The 17,108-nt window shown below is 60.1% G+C and carries 19 protein-coding genes; 9 read left to right on the top strand and 10 right to left on the bottom strand.

What is annotated here, in order from left to right:
* The first annotated feature begins 354 nt into the window (after window positions 1–354).
* Complete coding sequence (locus tag JQK15_RS22705; RefSeq protein ID WP_214868220.1) at window positions 355–1,296, top strand: hypothetical protein; 942 nt, start codon at window positions 355–357, stop codon at window positions 1,294–1,296.
* A 143-nt stretch (window positions 1,297–1,439) separates the two neighbouring features.
* Window positions 1,440–2,225, top strand: a complete 786-nt coding sequence (locus JQK15_RS22700) for a DUF2971 domain-containing protein (RefSeq protein ID WP_214868218.1) — start codon at window positions 1,440–1,442, stop codon at window positions 2,223–2,225.
* Between the two features lie 63 nt (window positions 2,226–2,288).
* Here the strand turns inward: JQK15_RS22700 and JQK15_RS22695 are convergent, their stop codons facing one another.
* The gene (locus JQK15_RS22695; protein WP_214868216.1) at window positions 2,289–2,714 is read right to left on the bottom strand and encodes a helix-turn-helix transcriptional regulator; all 426 of its coding nucleotides are present in this window, start codon (window positions 2,712–2,714) and stop codon (window positions 2,289–2,291) included.
* 150 nt (window positions 2,715–2,864) lie between these two features.
* Between JQK15_RS22695 and JQK15_RS22690 the strand changes: the two genes are divergently transcribed.
* The gene (locus JQK15_RS22690; RefSeq protein WP_214868214.1) at window positions 2,865–3,296 is read left to right on the top strand and encodes a helix-turn-helix transcriptional regulator; all 432 of its coding nucleotides are present in this window, start codon (window positions 2,865–2,867) and stop codon (window positions 3,294–3,296) included.
* A 155-nt stretch (window positions 3,297–3,451) separates the two neighbouring features.
* Here the strand turns inward: JQK15_RS22690 and JQK15_RS22685 are convergent, their stop codons facing one another.
* The 3 genes from JQK15_RS22685 to JQK15_RS22675 all read right to left on the bottom strand — a co-directional run bounded on the left by JQK15_RS22685 (window position 3,452) and on the right by JQK15_RS22675 (window position 5,282).
* Window positions 3,452–4,114: a hypothetical protein gene (locus JQK15_RS22685; RefSeq protein ID WP_214868212.1), complete on the bottom strand. Its 663-nt coding sequence runs from the start codon at window positions 4,112–4,114 to the stop codon at window positions 3,452–3,454.
* Between the two features lie 186 nt (window positions 4,115–4,300).
* On the bottom strand, window positions 4,301–4,801 hold the full coding sequence (locus JQK15_RS22680) for a hypothetical protein (RefSeq protein WP_214868210.1): 501 nt from the start codon (window positions 4,799–4,801) through the stop codon (window positions 4,301–4,303).
* A gap of 181 nt (window positions 4,802–4,982) precedes the next feature.
* Window positions 4,983–5,282 (bottom strand): DUF736 domain-containing protein, encoded by a 300-nt coding sequence (locus tag JQK15_RS22675; RefSeq protein WP_214868208.1) that lies wholly within the window; start codon window positions 5,280–5,282, stop codon window positions 4,983–4,985.
* A 375-nt stretch (window positions 5,283–5,657) separates the two neighbouring features.
* On the opposite strand from JQK15_RS22675, the gene JQK15_RS22670 reads away from it, so the two are divergent.
* Window positions 5,658–6,431 carry a hypothetical protein gene (locus JQK15_RS22670; protein WP_214868206.1) on the top strand — a complete coding sequence of 258 codons (774 nt, stop codon included), beginning with the start codon at window positions 5,658–5,660 and terminating at the stop codon, window positions 6,429–6,431.
* Between the two features lie 528 nt (window positions 6,432–6,959).
* Here the strand turns inward: JQK15_RS22670 and JQK15_RS27330 are convergent.
* From JQK15_RS27330 to repC, 6 genes are all read right to left on the bottom strand, one after another.
* Window positions 6,960–7,085, bottom strand: coding sequence for a hypothetical protein (locus tag JQK15_RS27330; protein WP_285236593.1), 126 nt, complete (start codon window positions 7,083–7,085; stop codon window positions 6,960–6,962).
* A gap of 35 nt (window positions 7,086–7,120) precedes the next feature.
* Window positions 7,121–7,999: a GIY-YIG nuclease family protein gene (locus JQK15_RS22665; RefSeq protein WP_214868204.1), complete on the bottom strand. Its 879-nt coding sequence runs from the start codon at window positions 7,997–7,999 to the stop codon at window positions 7,121–7,123.
* Between the two features lie 36 nt (window positions 8,000–8,035).
* A complete protein-coding gene (locus JQK15_RS22660; RefSeq protein ID WP_214868202.1) occupies window positions 8,036–8,671 on the bottom strand; it encodes a GIY-YIG nuclease family protein in 636 nt (211 codons plus the stop codon).
* Between the two features lie 49 nt (window positions 8,672–8,720).
* Complete coding sequence (locus tag JQK15_RS22655) at window positions 8,721–9,290, bottom strand: recombinase family protein (protein WP_214868201.1); 570 nt, start codon at window positions 9,288–9,290, stop codon at window positions 8,721–8,723.
* A 404-nt stretch (window positions 9,291–9,694) separates the two neighbouring features.
* Window positions 9,695–10,612, bottom strand: coding sequence for a replication initiator protein A (locus tag JQK15_RS22650; RefSeq protein ID WP_214868200.1), 918 nt, complete (start codon window positions 10,610–10,612; stop codon window positions 9,695–9,697).
* 442 nt (window positions 10,613–11,054) lie between these two features.
* Window positions 11,055–12,311 (bottom strand): plasmid replication protein RepC, encoded by a 1,257-nt coding sequence (repC, locus tag JQK15_RS22645; protein WP_214868199.1) that lies wholly within the window; start codon window positions 12,309–12,311, stop codon window positions 11,055–11,057.
* A 715-nt stretch (window positions 12,312–13,026) separates the two neighbouring features.
* Between repC and JQK15_RS22640 the strand changes: the two genes are divergently transcribed.
* Genes JQK15_RS22640 through JQK15_RS22620 form a run of 5 tightly spaced genes read left to right on the top strand, consistent with a single transcriptional unit; the run spans window position 13,027 to window position 17,104 of the window.
* Window positions 13,027–13,380, top strand: a complete 354-nt coding sequence (locus JQK15_RS22640) for a hypothetical protein (RefSeq protein ID WP_251007974.1) — start codon at window positions 13,027–13,029, stop codon at window positions 13,378–13,380.
* Window positions 13,377–14,027: a lytic transglycosylase domain-containing protein gene (locus JQK15_RS22635; RefSeq protein ID WP_214868198.1), complete on the top strand. Its 651-nt coding sequence runs from the start codon at window positions 13,377–13,379 to the stop codon at window positions 14,025–14,027. The genes JQK15_RS22640 and JQK15_RS22635 overlap by 4 nt, the downstream gene beginning before the upstream one ends.
* Window positions 14,024–14,353, top strand: coding sequence for a TrbC/VirB2 family protein (locus tag JQK15_RS22630; RefSeq protein ID WP_353047254.1), 330 nt, complete (start codon window positions 14,024–14,026; stop codon window positions 14,351–14,353). Before JQK15_RS22635 ends, JQK15_RS22630 begins: the two co-directional genes overlap by 4 nt.
* A 14-nt stretch (window positions 14,354–14,367) precedes the next feature.
* The gene (locus JQK15_RS22625) at window positions 14,368–14,703 is read left to right on the top strand and encodes a VirB3 family type IV secretion system protein (protein WP_214868197.1); all 336 of its coding nucleotides are present in this window, start codon (window positions 14,368–14,370) and stop codon (window positions 14,701–14,703) included.
* The gene (locus JQK15_RS22620) at window positions 14,696–17,104 is read left to right on the top strand and encodes a VirB4 family type IV secretion/conjugal transfer ATPase (protein WP_214868190.1); all 2,409 of its coding nucleotides are present in this window, start codon (window positions 14,696–14,698) and stop codon (window positions 17,102–17,104) included. Before JQK15_RS22625 ends, JQK15_RS22620 begins: the two co-directional genes overlap by 8 nt.
* The last annotated feature ends 4 nt before the right edge of the window (window positions 17,105–17,108 follow it).

Below are 17,108 nucleotides of genomic sequence, written 5' to 3'. Positions count from 1 at the left end.
AGCCGGAGGTGAGGGGGGCAGCGGGAATCTGCCGGGGTGGAGCGGGCGCAGGGAGGCGCAGCCGAGCGAGCCACGGCCCGGCTGATTGTCGTTGCCGGGGAGAGGGGGCGGCGCGCCTCTTTCCCCGTTCAGGAACAGGGGGGGGGGTGCCGGCATGGCCGGCGCCATCGGGCTGCGGAGCGGCCCCCGCGCGAGCGATCGTGACCCTCCTGGGACGAGACGGCACAGCCGGCACGGTCGGAACCGTCAGGTGGAGATAGAGCGCGGTCCCGAAGAGGCGCGCCTTTCGATCCTGGAACGAGGCAGGATGGTCTGCCCACTCACCAGCGGCTAGGATGGGGCGATGCAAGGCAGATGGCCTGGGTTTCAGCGAGGTTGGCGATGCACTCGGATTATGAGCCGGACTTTGAGAGCTTCATCATCTTCACCTGTCCGACGTGCAAAGCCGAAGAGAAGAACACTATTCCCGTACCGGCTGCCGAATGGGACGCGGAGGCAGATGCAGCCAGGCTCGTCGAGCGAGAGAGCGAGTATATCTGCGGCAATTGCCTCCACACTCATCCACTGATCGTGCGCAATCTCAATCAACGCATAACCGTGAAGCTGGTAGCTGCGCCGCTGGTCGACGTCAAAGCGAGCAAGGCCTTCTGGTCTGAGGAGGCGGACGCGACAGGAACCCGTCCATGGGAGGCGCCCGAAGACAAGGCGTTCAACATCTTTCACACGACCCATGGCGACGCGATGGAGGTTCTGGAATCGCCACATGCGGAGTTCTTCGAGGATATTCTCTCCCGCATGACCTTCATCCAGCTATTCGCGGCGCTGGAAGCCTTCCTGACCGACACCCTGCTCAGCCGCGCGCTCAAGAGCGATGAGATACTGTCGAGATTGCTGGCAGGGGTGAAGGATTTGCAGGCGATCAAAGTCCCCTTGTCGGACATCCTGGCCGACCCGGACATTGTGAGACACAGGGTTTCAGGCACTATCCACGAAATGAGTTTCCACAATCTGGTGAAGACCGACGTGATCTACAATGTGGCGTTCGGTTTCAGCATCTTCCCGGATGAGAAGTACAAGCACAGCCTGTTGCAGTTCATTCCGATCAGGCACGACTGCGTCCACCGCAACGGGAAAACGGAGGATGGCAAGGCACGAGAGGAAGTGGACTACAGCTTCGTCAGGCGCGTTGCCGGTGCCTTCGACATCATGGTGCGCCATATCGAGAGCGAATTGAATGGCGTGGACTATCTGACCGACGAAGAACGCACCAAACCACCCAAATTCGCAGAATCTTAGCGTGATTGGGCTACGAGGATCGCAGCTGCGCCGGGACAGTTGACAGGAACAGGGCAAGAAGCGCTCCGATCCCTCCTGAAAACTGGCTGTCCAGCCTCTCTCTAAGCGCTACAACGCGCCAGCGTACGGATGGAAGGGGCGGGATGTTCTATAAATTCATGGGTGGCTGCGACGATAGCCTGGTTGAGATCTTCGAAAAGGCCGTGATGCAGGGATCGGTTCGCTTCGCGTCAGTCGCACACTTCAACGATCCATATGAATTCAAGTTCACGCCCGTTATTCCGTCACGCGAGACCTTCGATCGGTGGCATGATGTTCACGACCCACAACGACCGGCGCGTGAGCGCGCTGATGCCTGGACCAACTGCAATGGCAGCGCATGGGATTACAACACGGGTTTTACGCCTCGCCTGGAACTGATGCGGCACATGTACCTGCTCTGCCTCACGCAGCGCTGGGATAGCCATCTCATGTGGGGGCATTATGCCTCTCAGTATCGGGGTTTCGTGGTCTGCTACAAGCCTGACCTGGTGAGCGCACTCCCCGGCATGTCGGGCTGGATAGGACATGGCAAAGTGACCTATGACGACCAGGTCCCGGAACTGAGATGGTTCTCGGCACCAGTTGGCGAGATGATGAAACCAACCTTGCTGACGAAATCGGACCAGTGGGCTTATGAGGCCGAGTATCGCGCGCTGTTATGCGACGATGCAGATCAGGCAGGTATCCTAAGGAGCATCGATCCGGGTCTGATCGCAGGCGTCATCCTTGGTCCACGAGTTCCAGAAGCACTCATCGCGAAAGCGATCGCCTATCGCGCGACCAATTCCGATTTTTCAGTCGATCAACTCTCGTCCCGGCACGACAGCTATGAACTGACCACCCGGGTCGTACAGGACAATGTTCGCGTGTTCGGCGCTTTCCTTTAGCCAGCGATCGCCATCAACTCCCTACCAGATGACGCGGCCAGTGCGGCTTCTGTTACAATTAATCTACTTTGAGGCGGCCTCCATTTTTTGCTGAAGGCCAAATGCCGTCAGGGTAAGATGACCGTCGGTCCCGGCGTCATGCATTTCGCCATTTTTCCGACCTGCCCTGACTGCGGCGCGAACGACGTTGCGCAGGCTGGCGGTCTTATCCCAGTCATAGGCTGACTGCCGGCCCAAGATTGCCCGTGCAAAATCAAAGGCCTCATCCTCGGGATGGATGAGCACATTCAATCGATACGCCATGTCATGCGAGAGGGACGCTTTGCCCAGCAGCATATTGTTCAGATTGGAGCGGTTCACCGCCATCGCGATCGCGGCACCGGGAATGGAAAATCCCGCATCCTTCAATGCGTCGCGAATGAGCGCCCCAGGATGTGCGGCTTTGTCAGACTTAGAATGCTGGTCGGAAGGGGAGGGCGCAACAGTCATGGTCAATTCTCCTCCGCAATATGTATGGCATTACCATACATGTTCAAGCCCGGCCTTTTCCGAAGAATGTAACGATAGGTTACTTACTCTTGACATATGTAACCTTTCGTGACATAATTTCTGTCTATCAAGGAAAGGATTACGACGGCAATGACAGGTGAAGAGTTGAAGGCCCGCCGCAAAGGCATGGGCTACACGCAAGAAGGGCTGGGCAAGCTGCTCGGCGTTTCGCGCAAGACGATCAACGAGATGGAGAATGGCGCTACGATCGACACCCGCACGGAAATTGCGGTGATCGCCGAGACGCGCCGGGTGAAGGTGCTGGAAAACACGTTCTGGGTCGAAACGACAAACCGCGGAACCTATTCGGTTGCGCAGCGCCTCATTCGCGAGATCGACCATCCTCGGGCAATGTTCTATTCGCATGGGTCGACAATGCTGTTTGGCGAGTTCAAGCGCCGGGACCATGCCTATCGCTGGTGCGCGGCGCTGCATCGCAGCGACAATGCACGTAATACCCGTGAATTGCTGCGCCTTCGCGCGATCGATGCCGCAGAGAAGCGGCGCGCTGCGGACGGCTGATATCGGCCTTAAAGCCCGTTCATCGCGGCGCCACTCTGGTAATGGGCAAACGCCGGATGGCGGCCCCGGCGAGCCGGATCATATTTCGCTTTTAATGTCGTACCATTTTTCGCTTTTGGTGCATGTTTTCTCTCAATGCCCTTAAAGCCGGGGTATCAGGGCCGTTGCGGCAGCAAGGCAAGAACGGCCTGCTTCTTATCCATCCAAGCCGCAGAAACAGGGCTTCGCCAGGCGATCATGTCATGGATGCGCCGATATTCGTCGACCATGTTCCGCGTGAATATCGGCTCGTGATGCGCGATGCGGTTGCGCAGGCGGCGAATGGACCGAAGATCATCATAGGCCAGCGCGCGGCATTGGGCGACCGTGAGATGAGCGGGGGCGCCGGGGAAGCAGGTGCGAAAATGCGCGTCCCAGATCCTGCTGTCCTGGCCCTTGGTGAAGATATTCTCCCAGAAAGCAAATTTGAGTTCGGCGACGATCTTACCGGTCGTGGGCAGGATCTTCGCGCACCGCGTCAGATCCACGCCGGGGTTATAGTCGAACCGCCGCTTGGGCACGGGCAGGCTGCGAATAAAGCCGTTGGTCCATGGCCAGTTGGCTCCGTGGACAATCTGGATAGCTTCCGCGATGCCATTGCGGATCGCAACCTCGCAAACCTGCAGTGGCACTATCAGCGCCGAGGACAGGTCGAGATTCCACTCGTAGAGGGCAAGCGCCTTGTCCCGATCGTTCCCCATCGCTTGCAGGTAAGTGGCAAAGCGGGGCGCCGATATGATAGACGGCAGTTCACTGGCTTCAGCGGGTGTAAAGGGCAAGGATCGGCTTTCTGTGGGACATTTCCATTGACGGCGCGGTCAATATCTCTATATAAGAGTGCATCGGCTTTGAGACACGCGGGCTTCGGCCTCCCCTCATCGTCAAAGGAAAACGAAAGGCTCGCCTCTGGCGGGCCTTTTTCTTGCCCCTGACAGTAGCGTCGCGGATCGCCGCCGCCAAGTTTGTCATTGCTCGGCATCGACGGTCATGACCGTTTCCTTCAGAGCCACAAGAACATGCTCATGCGCCGCGCCCAGATTAATGAGCGTAACAATCTCCGGCGCCGCCTCCAGCGCCTTTTTCAGCAGTTCGAGCTGGTCCGGTTCATAGACGATATGATCGCCATAAGGGGGCCATATCGCCAGCATGCGATGAACCGGGGCGCTGTCATAGGTGAAGGCGGCCCAATGCTCATGTCGTGAGACGACCGAATTTGCGGCCTCAAAGGAGAAGCCGGCGTCCATGAGGAGCTTGGCGACGCGAAAAAGGCACAGATCGGATACGTTGAAGCGCTTCCACTTCGCCCGAGGGGCAGGATCGTCAAAAGTGTCGCCGCCGGGCTTATGGAAGCCGGGCAGCATGCCCACACGACCGCCAAGGCCGCGCTTCAGATAGGAGCGGAAGCCTTCATAGCCGATGCCGACAATTTCGGCGGCACGGGCTGTCGTGACAGTTGGGCGGTCCATGGCCTATCCAAATTCGGTTCCAACAGGACCAAATATAGACCAAGGATTTTCGGTGTCAATAAGACCGTTTTTATGCTCCGCAGCATCTGGGCGTCACTCCAATCCCCATGCTATATCCCAGAAAGTCCCCGCCGATCGACGTCGAACGGGCCGCCCCGCCGAGACGGGGCGGCAAGGCCGATCAGCGCGACCAGATCAGGGAAAACTGGCCATCGTCGCCTTCGACAAGGCTGGCATAGACCGGAGAAGCGAAGCTGGGATCGTCGAGCTTGACCGAAAGATAGTCACGCCCCTCGCGGCTCGTCTTGCGCCATGCGGCGCCGAAGGCAATGTCGCTGGCGAGAAGCCGGTGGCTGGGAGCCTTGTCGTTGCCGCTATCCTCTTCCGGGACGATGCGGACATTCTTGGCCTGTACGCTTAGCGTTACGATGGAACCCTTGAACTCGTTGCCCGTCTTCGTGAAGGTGCCGATGATAGCCATGTCGAAATCCTTTCTCGATGTTCGAGCCGCGACCACCGCAGCCTCGATGGCGATCGGGAGATCGGGACGGGCGGACGCGCACCGGGTGGGCCTGCCCATACGGGGAACGGCAAGGCGCTGCTTTTTTGTTTCGCGATGCAAAGCTGCCAAGCGGCGGAAAAAAGCAGCAAGATGCGCCGTTGCGCCAGGACGAACGAGGCGAAGCCGGTCCCAATCAGATCAGGCCAGCAAGAGGCCGTGGCGGTCGCGGCGCACCGGGAAGATAGAAGCAGGTCTCTCATAATCACACGCGAACAATGGGCCAGGATGGCAAACGTCCGAAACCGTCGCGAAAAGTCGGATAGGCTCAGGCTTCAAAGGCAGTATGCTGCGGGCATGCCTGCCATCACTCCGTCCTATGACGACATCGTATCGCGAAACGCGATTTCCATCTTGGCAACCCCAGGCGATCTTACCGTACGGAATGGTGACATAGCGGTGACGCGATGGGGCAACCTGATGCTGAACAGCGCCGACTATAGCGCGTTCCATCGTCTCGTTCAGACCTGGCGATACAATTTTCCGACAATGTCGACTGTTTTTGAGGCGATGCTTCAGACTATCGCTGATGAGTCTTCTGCGGAAGCCGACCTGGATAGCATGGGCGGGATGCCATGGACCTCCGTTCGCGGTCTACGACAGGACCTTGATGCCGATCGTTACCATGAGACACTGGACCGGATGAACGTCGTAAAGGTTGGCAGAGGCATTTATGCCGGGATGATCACGCTCTTTCTTTCCCGTATCCTGGGTACGTTCCGGGCCGACATTTCAGCGACGCAAGACGAGTGGCGCAGCACCGGGGCATTGCTTCAGGGATGCTCGTTCGGTCAGATCATCGAAGCTGCCGCGAATAATGTACGCCACGCTGACGAATGGCTCGTCACCTCATCGGCAAGCACGCAGCAGCTAAAGTCTGTGCGTGTCATCACCGCCGTCCTTCAGCAACCGATGCCAATGGATGGCAGCATTCGCGGTTTCGCTCACGACGTGAGCCCGGACATACTGGATTTGCTCAGCGGACGCGATTTTCTACAGCTGGAGAGAGGCACCTTCGCTTTTGCGATGGCATTGCTTTCCCACCGCGAGAAAAGAACGGCCAGCCTCTGACTAAGGGTCATGGGGCGACTTAGCCAGCAGATGAGGATCTCGCTGCTAATGCACGATAATCCGCATGCACCAGCATATCTCGCAAAGCCCGATAGTCGATCATCAGCATGTAGATCACCGGATCGCCGGAAATCTTGCATCGGCCCGAACAAGCGTTGCAAAATCCCATCCAGGTCCGCGACTTTATCAAATTTGCCCTTTGCTATTACGCGGTGATTGGGCCGTTCATTCTTTAGCCCCGAGGCGTCGCCCTTGGTATGCTTGGCAACCGGAAATGCCCGAATGTCTGGCAAAGGCTCGCCAGGTGCAGCACCGAACCAGAGGTAGGATTCCAGGTTGAGGGCGCTCGACACGATAATCCAGATTACGCATCCGCTTGGTTTGTCCATGAGGCGCAAATTGGCTTTGATTGTCTTGGCCTTACCGCCGGCGATCAGTGTTTTGAGCTGAATATGCCGCGTGATCGCTCCGCGGCACATGGCGATATCATATCCGCCGGCATCGAATTCCGAACGCAGCACTTCGACGTCACCTATGCCCAACTGCCACAAGCGGCCGCAGCGCATCGCCGATAAAGACATGCTCTACGATCTGTTCCCGGAGTGTCGAGAGGATGTAATTCTCCTCGCCAAACGCAGCCTCAATCTCGTTCATCAGACCTCATTTCCGTGCCGGAAGGGCAAACCGGCTCAATTCTCATTCAGGCCGAACCCGGATCGCGTGTGAAGGCGCAACTTCCAGCTGGCTTCCAGTCGAATGACGTCATCCCGGTCCATGTCGGGGGAAACCCGTTGCAGGATGGAGAAGCGAAAACGCGAGGGGTCGCGCTTTCGTAGAAGTTTATTGCCGCCATGCCCTGTGGCGGCATAGCCAGTCCACCGCCCGAGGATATTAGCGTTTCCGTAAGCGGAGCCGACATAGGCTGCGCCATCTGACTCGTCCCATATGAGATAGATGCCGCGCCACTGCTCAAGCGCGGATTTCATGCGTGTGGGCAGTATCTTCAGTTCGGCCCAGCTATAATCGACCTGGTCCCATGACGGTATCTCCCCGGCAAATACGCTATCCTCCCGGATCGCGATGACGGGGAGGGGTGTTTCGTACGCACGGCGATACCAGATCCGTACAAGGGGCCAGCCAATGACCAGCTTGCCACGCCAATCCTCATAATGTTCAGTCCGTTCAAGATCGAAGAGAAGCCGCGTGTCGCGGCCTTCATCCTCGCGCCATCCCGGATTACCCAGCGCGGTCAATTCGGATTGCTCCGGGCGCGCCCAGAATTCCTCTGGCGAGATGGTCGTCGCGCCATTGACGCGGTAGATGCCGACGAAGACGGCCTTGCCGGTTTCATACTCGATGAATGACGCCAGCCATCCGTCCCGTCTTTTGTTGAAGGCCTGCTCTACCTGTTCACCTTGGTAGGACTGATAGGCCTCGAACAAATCGAGCCGCTCACCTGCAAGCAAGGGCAGTGCTTTTCTGAAAGACGCTTCGCTGGGCCGGTGGCGCAATACGAGCGTCTTTTTCGGATCGACATCCACCGCTCTCAGGAGATCATTTAATTGCATCTCGCCTCCCGATCCGAGCCGTTGCCAGCGGCCTCATCACTTGCGCGCTTTCACGCCCTGTTGGTTCCAGGGCGGCTGAAGTGCCGCGATCAATCCCGTTTCGAGGCCTGCGGCTCCGTCAACCGGCAAGCCGTTCCACATCATCTTGGGAGGCGTTGCAACCAGAACAGAAACTGACTTTCCCTCGGCCAGTGCTCCCAGGATCATGCCCTTGATCCGAGCGCTGGTGCGTTGCTGAGCATGACCATAGACATAATGGCCCAGCCGGGTGCGCAGGCCATGCCGGGTCAGGCCGACATACATCACCAGACCATCAACAGCGAAGGCATAGACGCCGGGCTGCCTGGGCGCGAGCGCGCTATAGCCAAAAGCATCGGGTCCGCTGCCCTCACACTGGGCGACAAGACTGAAGCCAGCATCCAGCAGTCTTTCCATCGCCCATGGGCCGGGATCGCGCGGCGGCATGTCCTTCGCCTCGATCATCACATCCGGGTTGCGATCAGCCGGTTTTTGCCCAGCTTCACGCACGAGAACGCCGCGCACATGCTGGTATCGAATATCGAGATGGCGGGCGATATCCGCCCTCGAAAATCCAGCCTTGTCGAGCGCACGGATCTTGTCGGACTTGGTGACGAGGCCCGCGACGATTTCCTCGGGTAGGATGTCAGTCACATCGCCCCGCTATCGAGCCGGAATTGGGTCATATGGCAAAAGCGCGCACTCATTTCGTTTCAGACGTACCCGACATACGATCTCGAAAGCGGCGCAGGGTCGGACGGCTGATCCCCAGTTGCTTGGCGACCTCGCTCAGGCTCAGCGTCCCGAGCATCCCCTCCACCTTCGGCCAGTCGCTATCGGTCAGTTCATGCTTGCGGCCGCGCGGCAACGAGCGCCGCGCTTCGGTTTCGGCGAAAATCTCCGCGTCGATCGCCTTGGCTGCCGCCGCAATGATGCCAATCGTCGATTGTGCGTCATCCGCCTCATCAGACTGGAAGCGCAGGTCTTCCTCCAGTGCGGTGAAACCGCAGCGAAGGCAGATGACCGACCAGATGGTGCCGACCAGATCAGGCAGCGAGCGGGCCAGCCTGTCGAGACGGGCCACGACGAGGGTATCGCCCTCGGATAGGGCCGCAATGGCTTGCCTGCGGCCGGCGAACCGTCGGGCAGGAACCTCGCTGGCTGTATCGGTGAAGATTTCAACGCATCCGGCAGCACGCAGGATGCCTTCCTGCTCGGCGAGAGGCGGCGCGGTCAATGATGCACGGGCATAGCCGATGAGGCGACCGGACATTAGCGAGGTCTCCCCGCCATATCGGCAGAGCGCCGGTCATTTTTGCCCAGGATCCTAAAGTTCACGCAAGCCCCCGCTGACGAATAAGATGATGGAAAACCGATCGCCCCTTAAGCGATCCGTGCTTCCATCCGGAGGCTTCCCGGCTTGAAGCCGGGTGTTGGAAACCTGGACTCTCGCACAGGCGCTGCCGTTTTTGGGCAGAGCCTTGGACATGTACGACAGCCACCCGGCCAAACTAATGTCTGACCGGCCGAGAGCTTCGAGGTTTCCATGCCTCAGCGCGTGTCTCCACGTGCTGGGGCTTCTCCTAATGAGATGTGCCGGGAAGGCCAAGGGTCTTGGTTCCCGTTTACGCCAGAGGCTGGAGATAATTGCCCACCGGGCCATCCCCATGGGCGTGCTCACACAGCTGGCATGAGCTGCGTGGTTAGGGCGAGCGTGGCGCCGCGCGATTTGCGGAGCCTGGGCGTAATCACGACTTTGGTGCGGACTTCGCGGCGGCCGCGCGTCTTGGGCATTCCCGGCGCTGGCTGAACCACTTCGTCGAGCAAGGACACGTGGAATTCGGGCAGTTCGTCCATTTCCGCGATGCCCTTCAAGGCATGCTTGAAGCGGGGAGCTGTATCGCTGCTGCCGACCTGACGGCGCAGCACGTCAATATCGACCTCATAGGCATCCTCGCCTTCGCAATGCGAGCGGGCGAGTTCATAGACCCGCCGTTCGATCGGTCCGAGCGAGAAATAATCATGATGGTAGGCAAGGATGCGCTGATCCATCTTGATCGCGCGATAGAGCCAGTCGCACAGCCGGACGCGGACAGCCTTGAGGCGCCGCTCACCGGCGCGTCCGCGATTATAGCTGAGCTTGGCTTCAGGCAGCCAGGAAAAGAAGCCTTCCTCGCCTTCGCCGCCCGCCTCAATATTGGTCCGGATCTGCGTACCCTGGAGCCGCGACAAGGCCTCGGACAGGCGATCATAGGACCGTTTCGACTGGCTGGTGCCGGTGACGCGGAAGAAATCATGCGCCGTGAAGGTGAAATCCTGACCCACCGGCTCACCCTCGCGGATTTTCGCGATCATAAGGCTGGCGATGTAGAGGACAATTTCCTTGTCGTAGATCGTAGCCACGCCGGTCTTGCTGGGATGGACCTCGATCGACACGTTTTCGGCGTGATATTCGATCGGCTTCATCTGGGCGGTCTTGGTCAGCGCGAAAAACGGAAAGGCCATAATCGACCGCTCGCCGCGCACTTCACCGTGGAGCGGGCTGTCGAGAATGAAGAGGTCTCCCTGGTCGGAGGCCACCTTGGTCCTTTCCATTAAATCGGCGAAAGCACGATCCACCGCGCTAACCAATGTCAAAAATGTCTCGCCTGTCGGTCTGTGTAAACCACGAGGGCCATTAGAATCGGCAATAGCACGAATCTTTGGCTCTATCCGGGCCTGTTTCCCACCGAATGGGACAGGAAAATGATGCGGCCAGGCTGCCGATCGGCGTCGAGACTCGTGCTATTGCCGATTTTAATCCGGCCCATTTTTCGTGCTTTCACCGATTCAAATGCTGGCGATTCGCATATGGGAAACCGGACAACCCCAGCTTGCAACGCTTTCGTGCTAACGGCGATTTTAAATCGGAAGCCCAAGTGACGGATTTCATGGAGTTTTCCGGCCAAATGACATCATAGAGCCCTGCAAAACGCCCGGTTTTCAGCGATCGACAAAGATCGGCGAAAGCACGTTGAGGCACGGTATCAGGCGGATTTCAGTGGGCATGAGCGGTCTCGCGCAGGCCGTGGAAGGTCCGCCCAAGGTGGAGTTCACCGATTGTGGCCTTCTGGGTCATGCCGCGCAGATAGGCGCCCGGGTTCTTCACCTGACCGTCGAGATCCTTCTGCGCCACCGCGATCATGGCCGCAGCCGCGCCGCGCCTGCCCATGATACGGCAAGCCTCGCGCCAGGTGTGATTGTTGATGAAGAGGCATGCCGCCTGATGCTCAGCGATCTCGATCAGATCGCGCCAGGTGCGTTGACGCAGATCCAGTTCCCAGCAAATAGCCTCGGCCGCCTTCCCGATGAAGTCGACATCGATCCCATATTTATCGAGATCCGCTTCGACCTTCGATTCCGGTGAGGGCAGGGCACCACCCTCGCGGCTACGCCCACTCGCCGAGCCAATACCTATTTCTGCTTTTGCAGGTTGGAGTTGAGTTGTAGTTGTATAGCGGGTGCAATTTTCTGCGCCCGTGGGTGCAATATCTATCAATTCATCACCAGCCTGCGGCACCTCTCGTCCACACTCATTAGCCGAAATGAAGGCCGCATGGACGCGACGTTTACGCAGTTCGAGCTGCCGGACAAGCCGGGCAAGAGCATCCGGCTCCTGCACCGTTCGGGCATGGTCGACGATCATCCGGGCGGTCTCGACCTCCTCGAGCCAGTTGCATCCTTCGAGTCCCTCGTCGAGCGCGGTCTGGGCAAGCTGGGCGACAGCCTTGCGAGCGATCGTCAGGCGGCGGCGCAATTCCTTGCGCTCCTTCCGCAGCGCATCGGCACGTTCGGCAATCTCGATGAACTCGGCCATCCGCGCGCCGATCGGCCGCAGATCGAACCCATAGCCCCAGCGGATATGGCCATCATCGCCGCGTGCGCCGCCGCGATGGCCATTGGGGGAATCCTTGGTGACGATCAGGCGCAGGACGATTGCCCGGCGAAGCAGGTTCTGGACCTGCCTGATTTCCACGCCCAGTTCTTCCGCCAGGCGCTCGTTGCTTGGCCAGACCAGAGGCTGGCGACCTTCTTCCCAATCCTGCGGACGGGTCCAGGCAAATAGCAGGTCGATCAGGCGGACCATGCGGGCGCCGGCGCCGATCGTCGCGGCCGCACGCTTGAAGGCCGCGAGCGCCCTTGCATGCGTGACGCGCCCGGAAAGCCCCCGAAACTGCTGCGCGGTGGCCTCGGCGGCGGAGTAGTGCGCGTCATAGCGCCTGTAGCCTGCACCTGGCTGATGGACAGACATCATCGTTCGGTCACTCCACTTGTGGAGCCCGTGCGGACGCAAACATCCGTGGCGCGGAAACGCGCGTTTGGGACTTGTCGTTTGCCGAAGGACCGTTTAGTTAGGGGCTGTCACACCGGCCTGCTTGCAGGTCTTCGAAAAGCCCGGCCAATGGCCGGGTTTTTTTATGCCCTCACGAGACACCCCTTTCGCGCGCTATGGGTCCGCAGGCAGGCCGCACGCATCGCACTGCCGGACATGGAATCGCACCGCTTGCCGGCGATCACGGGCAACGAGGCCAGAATCGGAAGGGCAGGGCAGTGCATGATCGGGACATTGCAGGCAGGTCGCTCGATGGCCATCTGCCAATCCTCGTGCTTTCGCCGATAATCCCGGCGAAGATTCGTGCGATCGGCGATAATAGCGCAGCCTGCGAAGGCCGAGGGGAAGCGCCAGGGATGAGACGCAGGGCTCGGCCAGTCATCCGACTGTAGACGCCGCGCGGATACTTACCCATCGCAGCGATATTGGAAGCGCATAATTTGGCGTCACGTCGCCAATACCGAATATCTTCTGGACCTTGATGGGCGCTCTCGCGCCGAAAAACACTCATAGGATCGCAGGCCTCTCGTCATTACCGAATCTCAAGTGGGCGGTCATTCTCTAACGGCGCTTGCCATTGGAAAACAATAGGGCTTATATGTTCCACCTCAAGGCCTTCAATGGAAGGGGGGGTAGGATGATCCGCAAAGCCATCGGTGTTGTGGCGACCGCTGCGATCTGCTCGGCGCTGGCTCCGGCGCCGGCCAAAGCCAGTGATTATGGCTGTCAGGTGCTGCTCTGCCTGTCCAACCCCGGCGGCGCGACCCAATATAGCCAGTGCGTGCCGCCGATAACCAAGCTCTGGCGGCAACTGGCCACCGGCAAGGCCTTCCCGACCTGCACCGGGGCAGGCGTGGTCCGCGCCGTTTTGAAGAACAAGAACAATAGCGCGCGGCGCCGGGTCGACATGACCTACGCCGATGGCACCATGGTCAGCTACTCTCTGGCTGGCATCGAATATGCCGCCGTCAGCCAGGGCGCGGCGCAATGATCCTCTCGCTGGCGGCGGCACTGGATCTCGCCCAGCGATGCGCGCCTGCGGTGGCCCCGGCGACCATTCTGGCAATCGCCCATGCAGAAAGCAGCCTCGATACGCTGGCCATTAATGTGAACGATGGACCGCGCCTTTCGCCTGCGTCCACACCTAGCGAGGCCGCCATGACCGCACGGCGTTATATCGCGGCGGGCTATAGCGTCGATCTGGGGCTCGGCCAGATCAATAGCAGCAACCTTCATTGGCTCGGCCTTGCGATCGAGGACAGCTTCGATCCTTGCCGCAACATCGCAGCAGCGGCTCGTGTTATCGGCGACAATTATCAGGCGGCCATCCGATCGGGTGCCACCGGCCAGGACGCCATGGGTGTCGCGCTCTCGCTCTATAATACCGGCAAGCCACGGCGTGGCTTTGCCAATGGCTATGTGGCGCGCGTCTATCGCTCGGCTCGCATCGTCTCCCACGTGACGGGTAGCGACAGGGCACCGTCGCCGGATCGGAACGCCGCGAGCGTGGCAACCGTGGCTGCCGATCCGGTCCGCGCCATCGCCCCGCGAGCGCCGCAGCCGGCAGCATGGAACGTATTCGGCCGACCGGCTTCGTCAGCGCTCATTTTCAGCCAGACAGGAGATAATCGCGAATGACCCTATTCCTTCCGTTGCGCCGGACGATGCGGTCCCCTGATTTTCGGCGGGGACTGGGGCTACTCGCCATGGTTCTGCTGATCGGGCTGGCGAGCGCAGAGCCTGCCTATGCGCAGGCGGCCGATGGCATCACGTCGATGGCCCAAAATATCCTAAGCTGGCTCACCGGTACATTTGCCAAGACGATCTCGGTAATAGCGGTCGTCATCGTCGGCTTCATGTTCTTCACCGGACGAGCGAGCCTGCCGCTGCTCGTGACGGTGATCGTCGGCATCTTCATCGTGTTTTCGGCGCAGTGGATCGTCGAAACCATCACCGGCTCCTGACCAAGGGCGCCGCGATGCCGCAGGAACGTCTCCGGGAAGAAATCCTGTTCCTCGCCGTGACGCGGCCGACCATGTGGCTGGGCGTTCCGATCGAGGCGTCGCTGCCGATCGCGCTGGCGGCCTGCGTGACGCTGATTGTCACCGGCAATCCGCTTTACGCCGTCGCCTTTGGCGGTGCGGCCTTTTCGGTCGCCCGCCTTGTGGTGCGGCACGACGCCAATGCCTTCCGGCTGCTCATGCTCTGGACCCGCACGAAGGCCCGGTGCCGCAATCGCATGTGGTGGGGCGGCAGTTCCTATTCACCCTTGCCGGTCGCCGGCATGAAGAGGCGGGGTTTCCTCCATGACTAAGGCGCAGGCGCGGCTCGGCGAGCGAACCCCGTGGCGCGTGCTGCGCCATGAAGTCGAGCCCGGACGCTATCTGCCCTACGCCCGGCATGTCGATGACCATGTCATCGCGCTCGATAATCGCGATCTCATGACAATGTTCCGTCTCGATGGCCTGTCCTTCGAGACGGCTGATCCGGCCGACCTCAACGACTGGCACGAAAAGCTGAATGGGGTGCTGCGCAATATCGCCGACGACAGGCTGGCGATCTGGACGCATATCGTGCGGCGCGAAGTATCGGATTATCCGGGCGGGGAGTTCCGCTCCGACTTCGCCGCCGATCTCGATGCACGCTATCGCGAGCGCGTGACGGCACGGCGCATGTTCGTGAACGAACTATACCTGACGCTGGTGATGCGTCCCGCAGCCGGATCCACCGATCGCACGGCGCTGCTCCTCAAACGCCTGTCACGCGCGGCGCAGGAAGATGCGGAGATAGATGCCGACGAACTCACGCGCTTTGAGGAAAAGGCCCGTGATGTCGCCAAATTGCTCGGCCGCTGCGCGCCGGTGCGGCTCGGACTCTACGATCATGGCGGCATCATCTTCTCGCGGCCGCTGGAAATGCTTGAAATGCTGATGATGGGCACGGCGGGGAGGGTGCCGCTGGTACGCGGCCATCTGGGCGGCGCGCTCTATGGCGAAAGGCTCATCTTCGGTCGCGAGACGATCGAAGTACGCGCCCATGATCGCAGCCGCTATATCGGGATGTTCGGGATACGCGAATATCCTGCCGCCACGCGGCCCGGACAGCTCAATGCGCTGCTGAGCGCGGATTTCCCGTTTGTGATCTCCCAGTCCTTCGCCTTCATGGGCAAGGCCCGCGCGTCCGAACGGCTACGCCGCCGGCAGAACCAGATGGCCTCCACCCAGGATGCGGCGTCCAGCCAGGCCGACGATCTGCTCTCCGCCGCCGACGACCTCCAGAGCAACCGTTTTGTCCTGGGCGAGCATCATATGTCGCTCGCGGTCTTCGGGGAGGACATCCGCCACCTCAATGACAATCTGTCGGGCGCCCGCGCCGCGCTCGCCGATGCCGGTATCGTCTCCGCGCGAGAGGCGCCCGCGCTTGAGGCCGCATTCTGGTCGCAGCTTCCCGGCAATTTCGCATGGCGCGCGCGGCCTGCGGCAATTTCCTCACGCAATTTTGCCGCGCTTTCGCCTTTCCATACCTATCCATCGGGCAAGGCCAGCGGCAATCATTGGGGGCCGGCTGTGGCACTCCTGAAGACGGCCGCCCAGTCTCCTTATTATTTCAACTTCCACGCGGCTGACATCGGCCACACCCTCATCATCGGTCCCACCGGCACCGGGAAAACGGTGGTGCAGAATTTCCTGATGGCGCAGCTCGAAAAGACGGGCGCGCAGCAGATCTTCATCGACAAGGACCGCGGCGCCGAAATCTACATCCGCGCGAGCGGCGGCACCTATCTCGCCTTGCGCAACGGCGATGCGACGGGCTTCGCGCCGCTCAAGGGACTGGAGCCCACACCCGCAAACCTTCTGTTCCTCGGTCAGCTCGTGCGCCAGCTGGTCACACCGCGAGGGGCGGAACTGGGCGTCACGGAAGAACGCCGCATCGACGAGGGCCTGCTGTCATTGTCGCGCCTGCCGGCATCGCAGCGCTCATTCGGCGCCCTGCGGCAATTGCTGGGCCAGAGCGACGCGGAAGGTATTGGCGCGCGTCTGGAGAAATGGTGCCTGGGCGGGGCGCTGGGCTGGGTTTTCGACAATGACGCCGATCAGCTCAGTCTGGATGCGCGTTTCATCGGCTTCGACATGACCGATTTCCTCGACAATGCGGAAATCCGCACACCGCTGATGCTCTATCTGTTCCACCGTCTCGATGCGCTGCTCGATGGCCGCCGGATCGTGATCGACATCGATGAATTCTGGAAGGCTCTGGGTGATGCTGCATTTCGCGCCTTCGCGCAGGATGGCCTCAAGACCTTCAGAAAGCGCAACGGCATGCTGGTCTTCGGGACGCAGAGCCCGGCGGATGCGCTTCGCTCCGACATTTCGCACAGCATCATGGAACAGGTTGCAACCAAGATCCTGCTTCCCAATCCGCAGGGGCGGGAGAGCGACTATATTGACGGGCTGGGCCTAACCCATGCCGAATTCCGGCTGATCCGTCACGAACTCATCCCTGAGCAAAGGCGCTTCCTTGTCAAGCAGGGGCATGATTCCATTGTCGTCGAACTCGATCTGGGTGGCCTCGGCGACGAACTGGCGGTGCTGTCGGGCACCGCCGGAACCGTGACCCTGCTCGACGCGATCCGCGCCGAGACGGGCGATGATCCCGCAACATGGCTGCCCATTTTCCACCAGCGGCGCAAAGCGACCGCCCCCAGGAAAGGATGACGAT

Source organism: Sphingobium sp. BHU LFT2 (assembly GCF_018604485.1).
Classification (GTDB): domain Bacteria; phylum Pseudomonadota; class Alphaproteobacteria; order Sphingomonadales; family Sphingomonadaceae; genus Sphingobium; species Sphingobium yanoikuyae_A.
Note: the sequence above shows the minus strand (reverse complement) of the source record. Positions and strands in the feature narration are given on the sequence as shown.

Coding starts and splice junctions, on each gene's coding strand:
- JQK15_RS22630 (WP_353047254.1), top strand. CDS start 14,024: ATGACCCTATTCCTTCCGTTGCGCCGGACGATGCGGTCCCCTGATTTT.
- JQK15_RS27330 (WP_285236593.1), bottom strand. CDS start 7,085: ATGAACGAGATTGAGGCTGCGTTTGGCGAGGAGAATTACATCCTCTCG.
- JQK15_RS22635 (WP_214868198.1), top strand. CDS start 13,377: ATGATCCTCTCGCTGGCGGCGGCACTGGATCTCGCCCAGCGATGCGCG.
- JQK15_RS22640 (WP_251007974.1), top strand. CDS start 13,027: ATGATCCGCAAAGCCATCGGTGTTGTGGCGACCGCTGCGATCTGCTCG.
- JQK15_RS22680 (WP_214868210.1), bottom strand. CDS start 4,801: ATGGACCGCCCAACTGTCACGACAGCCCGTGCCGCCGAAATTGTCGGC.
- JQK15_RS22665 (WP_214868204.1), bottom strand. CDS start 7,999: ATGCAATTAAATGATCTCCTGAGAGCGGTGGATGTCGATCCGAAAAAG.
- JQK15_RS22655 (WP_214868201.1), bottom strand. CDS start 9,290: ATGTCCGGTCGCCTCATCGGCTATGCCCGTGCATCATTGACCGCGCCG.
- JQK15_RS22690 (WP_214868214.1), top strand. CDS start 2,865: ATGACAGGTGAAGAGTTGAAGGCCCGCCGCAAAGGCATGGGCTACACG.
- JQK15_RS22700 (WP_214868218.1), top strand. CDS start 1,440: ATGTTCTATAAATTCATGGGTGGCTGCGACGATAGCCTGGTTGAGATC.
- JQK15_RS22675 (WP_214868208.1), bottom strand. CDS start 5,282: ATGGCTATCATCGGCACCTTCACGAAGACGGGCAACGAGTTCAAGGGT.
- JQK15_RS22650 (WP_214868200.1), bottom strand. CDS start 10,612: ATGGAAAGGACCAAGGTGGCCTCCGACCAGGGAGACCTCTTCATTCTC.
- repC (WP_214868199.1), bottom strand. CDS start 12,311: ATGATGTCTGTCCATCAGCCAGGTGCAGGCTACAGGCGCTATGACGCG.
- JQK15_RS22705 (WP_214868220.1), top strand. CDS start 355: ATGGCCTGGGTTTCAGCGAGGTTGGCGATGCACTCGGATTATGAGCCG.
- JQK15_RS22695 (WP_214868216.1), bottom strand. CDS start 2,714: ATGACTGTTGCGCCCTCCCCTTCCGACCAGCATTCTAAGTCTGACAAA.
- JQK15_RS22670 (WP_214868206.1), top strand. CDS start 5,658: ATGCCTGCCATCACTCCGTCCTATGACGACATCGTATCGCGAAACGCG.
- JQK15_RS22625 (WP_214868197.1), top strand. CDS start 14,368: ATGCCGCAGGAACGTCTCCGGGAAGAAATCCTGTTCCTCGCCGTGACG.
- JQK15_RS22620 (WP_214868190.1), top strand. CDS start 14,696: ATGACTAAGGCGCAGGCGCGGCTCGGCGAGCGAACCCCGTGGCGCGTG.